Raw genomic sequence first — 6585 nt, 5'->3', positions numbered from 1 at the left:
CCATTAAAACACTTAATAAATAAAATCCAAGTCTTTTAAACATGGCTGCAACCGAGGTTGCACCTAGTTCCTCGTAAGAATTCGAGCCAAGAAGCCACTTATAGCTGATATCTGGATAGAAATAAAAGCCGGTAAACACAATCACAAAAACAGCGAGGGCGAGCAGCCTAAACCTTATTTTAAATAATGAATAAATATATTCTTTCTTTAGATAATATCCTAGTAGAAAAAACGGAAAAAATACAAGAGTTCTTGATAGGCTTAAATAATTGGATACCCAGTCTGCGTAGCCAGCCAGCAATCCAATTGCAAGTGAGACTGTAATTGAAACAACGGCTTTATATTTAGCAAAAAGTAAAAGCATCAAGTTCCAGCAAAACAGACTTATTAAAAACCATAATGACCATTGTGGATTAAAAGGGTTCAGTGTAATTTCCGACTGGTCATATAAAAAATAATAAAAAACAGAGTAGATTATTTGAAAAATGAGGTAAGGAAAAATCAGTTTTTTCGTAATTTTTTTTACATAGCCTTTCTGGTAAAAACCTTTTGCAAAGAACCCCGATACTAAAATAAATGCAGGCATATGGAAGGTGTATATCACTTTATATATCGTATATATGGTCTCGTTATCTTCAATAAAAGACGTTAGAAAATGGCCAAAAACAACAAAGAATATCAAGATAAATTTTGCGTTATCGAAATAATAATTACGTGTTTTCATGATTCCCCCCAGTACTGACACTTTTTTAAAATTATATTGGCAACTCCTTTGAATGAGTGTGGATTCCCTATTATTTAAACAAATTGAAGGTTTAATGTTATGTTCGGTATTTAATTGTAATAATGGTAATTTAATCATTTTGGAAAAGGGTATGGGAGGAAATCAACATTACAGCAAGCATTTGATTTAACTGATACAATTTGATACCTATTATCTTTCAGACAAAAGCCCTTTGATTCTATGAAAAAAGGGCTTTTTGATTGCAATTTATTTAAACTCTTTGTTTTAACGTACTTTATCCGAGTTATGATATTGGGACTGAAAAAAATGAAAAAAAACTGTGAATTAATAGTAAAAATATTACAAAAAAATGCGTGTAAACTTATCATAAGCGAGATTATCGCTAACGTTGGGGGAGCTTTATCTAATGTTTAAGTAAACATAGCGAGGTAAGAAACGAACTCTTTGTTAATAATGAGACGGAGAACAGGGAGGAAGTCAATGAATACTTTTTTTAGAAAAAAGTCCATTGAACAATTACAGCAGAACAGCACTAAAAATATAGGGCTTCAACGTGTCTTAGGATTATGGCAGCTTACTGCGATTGGGTTAGGGGGCATTATTGGTGTAGGCATTTTTGTTTTAACGGGTGTGGCAGCTGCTGAACACGCAGGACCCGCCATTATTCTTTCCTTTCTCATTGCAGGGCTCGCTAGTGCTGCAGCAGCCCTATGTTATGCGGAATTTGCAGGAATGATCCCGGTAGCAGGTAGTGCTTACACCTACAGTTATGCGGTATTAGGAGAAGGAGCGGCATGGCTGATTGGATGGGACTTATTGCTAGAATACGCGCTTGTAGTTGCAACGGTAGCCATTGGATGGTCAGGTTATATGCAAGAAATTCTTCGACAGATTGGCATTCATATTCCAGTGTGGGCCCAAGGTGCTCCAGGAACGGGATCTGGTCATAAAGTAGACTTGATTGCAATGCTAGTCAGTTTAGCTATTGCTGGATTACTTACATTGGGTATACAAGGAGCATCTAAATTTAACAATTTGATGGTTATTATTAAGTTAGGTATCATTCTAATAGTCATTATCGTTGGCAGTTTTTATATTGATTCAGCTAACTGGTACCCTTTTATGCCTTTTGGTTTTCAAGGAGTAATGGGTGGAGCAGCGTTGGTGTTTTTTGCGGTATTTGGCTATGATACCTTAACTACAGCAGCAGAAGAAGCTAAAAATCCTCAACGAGATTTACCTAGAGCAGTTGTCATATCGTTAATGATTGCTTTATGTCTATATATTGGCATGTCCTTGATTATTACAGGGATAGCCCCTTTCCATACACTTAATAATGCGGCACCGGTGGCACAAGCTTTTAATCACGTTGGCATAAAATGGATTACACTGATCATCTCAGCAGCTGCTATTGCAGGCATTCTATCTGTGTTATTTTCCTTTATGCTTGCCGGTTCACGCATATGGTTCGCCATGAGCCGGGATGGTCTGCTACCTAAATGGTTTTCGAAATTACATGCTACGTATAAAACGCCTCACCGTCCGACTTTAATTATTGGATTGATTACTGCACTTGTCTCAGGATTTACTCCTATTAATGAAGTAGCTGAACTCGTTAATATTGGTACTTTGGCAGCCTTTATAGTCATTTGTTCATCGATTATAGTGCTTCGAAGGACACGACCTGGTCTTGAAAGAAAATTTAGAACTCCATTTGTTCCAGTGATACCTTTAATCGGGATTGGTTTTTCCATCTATCTCATTATCAGTTTACCTGAAATCACTTGGATTCGTTTTGGAGTTTGGATGATTTTAGGTTTTGTGATTTATTTATTGTACGGTAAAAGAAAAAGCAAACTAGCCAAAAATTAAAGATTTTCCACTCACTGTAACATAATGGATTTGATTATCTCTCATTCAAGCATACACCAGTAAAAAACCACTTTCTTCTGTCAAGTAGACATCCTTAAAAAGACTTACACAACCATTATGACTCTACATTCGATTTTGGTTCAAAAACTTTCAAGACAATGGAAATGAATCTCTAAACCTTGGGCATACTGATACTATTATTCTATAAAAGGTATATGATTGGTATGGAAAACAAAATTTATTTAAATGGAAACTAGTAAAATAAGAGACAAAAAGGCTGCAAAGCGCTTCTGCAAGAAAGCTTTGCGGTCTTTTCATGCCTCTAAGCCTCGAGCCATTACAGTCGATAAGAGTTAGGCTTATCCTATAGCTATTGAAGAGTTAAAGAAGCATACCTGATGATATGTTAACTTAGACAACAGAAGTATTTGAATAACATAGTGGAGAGCAAGACCGCATCGTTTTATAAAGAAGCGAGTCCTCTCTATGCTAGGATTAAAAATGTCTCGAACAGCCAAACAGACTATCTGTGAAGCCAATGCTATGCTGAAAAAAGGATAACACTAACAAGGAAGTGCAATCTGTCCAAAGCGATATTGAATTCATACATAAATTATTCAGAACAGCATCATTATTCATAGATGAAAGGGGTATTGAGGTTCTCTGTTTCTAACAAGTCATATTTGCAACCAAATCAGTTTTTTTATAAAATCTTTATATTTAGTTCCGATACTTTTACAATAATACGTTTATTTAGGTTAGAATGATTAATGTTGGTTCTTAAAAGGACAATAATAATGATGACTATACATATGGCAATATTATTTGGAGGTTTATAAATGGATAACAACGATATATTAATTAGGCTAAGATATGCTCTAGATATAAAAAATAAAGATATGGTAGAGATATTTAAACTTGGCGGTATAGAAGTTACAAAAGACGAAGTACTAAAGATTCTTACAAAATCAAAAGATGAATATGATGATGAAGTTGATGGAGAGGAAGTTGAAGATCAGATCAAATGCACTAATAAGATGTTAGAGTCCTTTTTAAATGGCCTTATTACTTTTAAAAGAGGTAAACAAGATTCAAAACCAGGACAACCTAAAAGCCCTGAACCTACTGAAAAGAACAAGGACCATATGAATAATATGCTGCTTAAAAAATTGAAAGTAGCCCTGCAATTAACAACGGAAGATATACTGGATATCCTTGATGATGGCGGTATCATTGTATCAAAAGGAGAATTAGGAGCGATTTTACGAAAAGCAGGACATCGAAATTATAAAGAATGCGGTGATAATTTCACCCGTAAATTCTTAAAAGGTTTAGCTTTCACATATAGAGCATAATTTATCGTGCTTGTCGTCTAAGCTATTTAAGTTATTTCTTGCAAAGAATAATAAATGTATGACGATTAATAACGGTTTTAGAATCAATCTTTTTCGTTTCGTTGTACTTTGAGATTTGATATTCCCATTGGAAATAAATTTAAAGTATTTATGTGCTTCCTCGTATATGAAAAGAAAAGCGATATCGAAAGAGGGTAACTTCAAAAGGTCGGTTTGTAACGATTTTTTGAAGTTACCCTCTTAGTTTCATTTTTCGTCATGTTGGGAATCGTACTACATGTCTATCAAGCAACAGTGTTTTTACATAACTACGTGATTATCCGATTAGGCAACCCCTCATTTAGAAGATGGTAAGTAGGATGTTTGTGAGAAAGAACCCCTTGGCTTTAGCCATGGGAGTGGTCAGAACTAGTAAATGAAGAAATTCATCAAAATACAGGACATACAGGTGGACGTGAGCTTTGGGGTGGCGGAAGTCTTTATTGGTTATTAACTAGCGACACATTTGAAGAAGTGGTTGTTGGAGCTACAAACATGGGGGATGACAGCGATACGACTGCTGCTATTGCAGGGGGGCTTAAAGGTATAGAGGTTGGGTTTAATGAAATTCCTGAGAAATATATTAATAAATTAGTGGATAGAGAATTGCTAACACAGATTTCAAATGCTCTTTATGACATCCGCGATAATAAATAAAGCGGTTTTAGATAAGGAAAGCACTATTTTAAAAGAATTAGTTTAGGATTGTGGGACTTGCATAGTATGTGTAAGTCCCACAATCCTTATCTAAGACATATTTGTTATTTTGTATTATTCTTCTTAGCGGCATTCTCAAGTTGGGATTTTGGTTGTCTTTCCCGCTCTGTGCCTGTTGAATATCCTTGAGGGTTTACTCCACTAAATGCTTTTGCACCACGATTTTTTTTACTCATATGACACCTCCTTACACTAGTATTTCCAAAATGCTAAAACTCATTTTGGTTATTTTTGTTAAGTATATCGAGACCTTTATTGACTATTCTTATAACATAATGTACTTGAGAAGTTGGATTGGAAAATATCCAGAGCTTCTTAAACGGTGTGATCCAATACTAAAATGAAGGATGGTGATATACAATGCATAAAGGTGATGAGGTCTATATTACTAGGACGGGGAAATTTTATCACTACTTCGACGATGACTGTCCCACTACCTCGCGAATTCTAAAGGGGAAAACCCCAGCAAGAAAAATTAAAGAAGAAGAGGCGATAAAGAGGGGGTACACTTTATGCAGACATTGTGCAAAAGAATATGCTGAAGACTTGGCTGAACGTCGGGGCTGCGGTACAGCAGCTATTTTCTTTTTAGTAGCAGGTATCGGTGCAAGTTTGATTTTTAAAATCTTCATTTAAATGAATGACATTTCCTATTCTCATTTTCAGACTATGATCAATATACGTTGAATAGATTCTAATAGGAGGTGTGCAAATTGACTAAATTATTGGTTCATATAACAAGACTTTTTTTAGCGGTCATTTTCTTAACTGCAGGTTTAAATGGTTATTTTGTAATCTTTGGACTCGAACCCTTTATAGCAACTAGTTCTGAAGCAATGGCATTATTTGAATTTGAATATCTATTGATTGTTGAAAAATCTTTAGAAATTATATGTGGAGTGCTCCTTTTGATAAATGTCTTCGTTCCATTAGCCCTTGCAATACTATCTCCGATTGTAGCCAACATTTTCTTGCTTCACTTGTTTTTAGATCATTCGTTACTTCTTTTAGCAGTAATCCTTGTCATCGCTCATAGTTATCTGCTTTTTTGCTACAGAAAGAATTTTAAGAGTATATTAGAGAAAAAACCTCTTCCGTAATGATTAAAAAATATTGTAAAAACATGTCGTAAGTTTGAATTTTCAAAAAAATAAGTGAAGAGTAATTCACATGCTACAATATTCGTAAGGTCATACATTATTTTGAAAAAATACAAGTGGAATGGGTGATTACTATGTTAGTAGAAGATTTAATACATCAGTTTAAATTGGTAAAGGATAAAAACCCATTAGATGTCAATGAATTGCTAGATTATATTCAAAAAATTTATATCGATGGGGAATTATGTATTGTTGAATACAAAAAGCTTTTTTTTGAGTTGGACAAACGCGGGGCACAAAAGCCGGAAGCATTTTTTGTACAAGCAAGACCCTTTAATTTTGAAACAAGTAAATTAAGTATTCGATAATTGAATTTTGAGCTAATTTTAATTTTGTAATTAATAAATCTTGTGTGGGTTGAAGAGGTATAATGAAATCAAAAAGCCACATACTAAGGCATATTTCGAGAAGTAATAAAGCCTACCATGCCGCTCATTTCAAATCAAAATAGTGTTTTCACCAAAAATAGAGTGACTTACGTTTTTAGAAGTGAACTAAGTTAATATTATATAAGTAAAAATATTATTTCAGATGATTTAGAACAAATATTTATTCTGATAAGAGCTTTAGAAAAATTATTTTTATTAAGAAACTGAAAATATATAAATTGATTAAGAAAAGAAATGGAATAAAACAACAAAACAAGAGGGTGGATATAAATTCACTTTCTTGTTTTGTTGTTTTTTCTTTTTTTAAG

General features: G+C 34.1%; 8 protein-coding genes and 1 pseudogene. 7 read left to right on the top strand and 2 right to left on the bottom strand.

Going from position 1 to position 6585, the window contains the following annotated elements; genetic code table 11:
* On the bottom strand, window positions 1–724 hold a 724-nt coding region (locus V7068_RS16320), incomplete at its 3' end, for an acyltransferase family protein (RefSeq protein ID WP_499713672.1).
* 501 nt (window positions 725–1225) lie between these two features.
* Between V7068_RS16320 and V7068_RS16315 the strand changes: the two genes are divergently transcribed.
* From V7068_RS16315 to V7068_RS16300, 4 genes and pseudogenes are all read left to right on the top strand, one after another.
* Window positions 1226–2617: an amino acid permease gene (locus V7068_RS16315; protein WP_499713671.1), complete on the top strand. Its 1392-nt coding sequence runs from the start codon at window positions 1226–1228 to the stop codon at window positions 2615–2617.
* Window positions 2618–2872: 255 nt separating this feature from the next.
* Window positions 2873–3290: pseudogene (locus V7068_RS16310) on the top strand (DDE-type integrase/transposase/recombinase); the annotation flags it as partial.
* 166 nt (window positions 3291–3456) lie between these two features.
* Entirely contained in the window at window positions 3457–3972 is a 516-nt protein-coding gene (locus V7068_RS16305; RefSeq protein WP_499713670.1) for a YehS family protein, read from the top strand.
* Window positions 3973–4485: 513 nt separating this feature from the next.
* On the top strand, window positions 4486–4668 hold the full coding sequence (locus V7068_RS16300) for an ADP-ribosylglycohydrolase family protein (protein ID WP_499713669.1): 183 nt from the start codon (window positions 4486–4488) through the stop codon (window positions 4666–4668).
* A gap of 104 nt (window positions 4669–4772) precedes the next feature.
* Here the strand turns inward: V7068_RS16300 and V7068_RS16295 are convergent, their stop codons facing one another.
* Window positions 4773–4904 (bottom strand): small, acid-soluble spore protein L, encoded by a 132-nt coding sequence (locus tag V7068_RS16295; protein ID WP_127760400.1) that lies wholly within the window; start codon window positions 4902–4904, stop codon window positions 4773–4775.
* A gap of 184 nt (window positions 4905–5088) precedes the next feature.
* On the opposite strand from V7068_RS16295, the gene V7068_RS16290 reads away from it, so the two are divergent.
* From V7068_RS16290 to yppF, 3 genes are all read left to right on the top strand, one after another.
* Window positions 5089–5364: a MutS N-terminal domain-containing protein gene (locus V7068_RS16290; RefSeq protein ID WP_499713668.1), complete on the top strand. Its 276-nt coding sequence runs from the start codon at window positions 5089–5091 to the stop codon at window positions 5362–5364.
* Between the two features lie 77 nt (window positions 5365–5441).
* Window positions 5442–5828, top strand: a complete 387-nt coding sequence (locus V7068_RS16285) for a hypothetical protein (protein WP_499713667.1) — start codon at window positions 5442–5444, stop codon at window positions 5826–5828.
* 134 nt (window positions 5829–5962) lie between these two features.
* Window positions 5963–6196, top strand: a complete 234-nt coding sequence (yppF, locus tag V7068_RS16280; RefSeq protein ID WP_499713666.1) for a YppF family protein — start codon at window positions 5963–5965, stop codon at window positions 6194–6196.
* The last annotated feature ends 389 nt before the right edge of the window (window positions 6197–6585 follow it).

This window comes from Bacillus sp. JJ634, assembly GCF_036962285.1.
In the GTDB taxonomy this organism is placed as follows: Bacteria; Bacillota; Bacilli; order Bacillales; family DSM-1321; genus Peribacillus; species Peribacillus asahii_A.
The sequence above is the reverse complement of the archived record's forward strand: the minus strand, read 5'-3'. Positions and strand labels throughout refer to the sequence as shown.

Coding starts and splice junctions, on each gene's coding strand:
- V7068_RS16315 (WP_499713671.1), top strand. CDS start 1,226: ATGAATACTTTTTTTAGAAAAAAGTCCATTGAACAATTACAGCAGAAC.
- V7068_RS16305 (WP_499713670.1), top strand. CDS start 3,457: ATGGATAACAACGATATATTAATTAGGCTAAGATATGCTCTAGATATA.
- V7068_RS16295 (WP_127760400.1), bottom strand. CDS start 4,904: ATGAGTAAAAAAAATCGTGGTGCAAAAGCATTTAGTGGAGTAAACCCT.
- V7068_RS16290 (WP_499713668.1), top strand. CDS start 5,089: ATGCATAAAGGTGATGAGGTCTATATTACTAGGACGGGGAAATTTTAT.
- yppF (WP_499713666.1), top strand. CDS start 5,963: ATGTTAGTAGAAGATTTAATACATCAGTTTAAATTGGTAAAGGATAAA.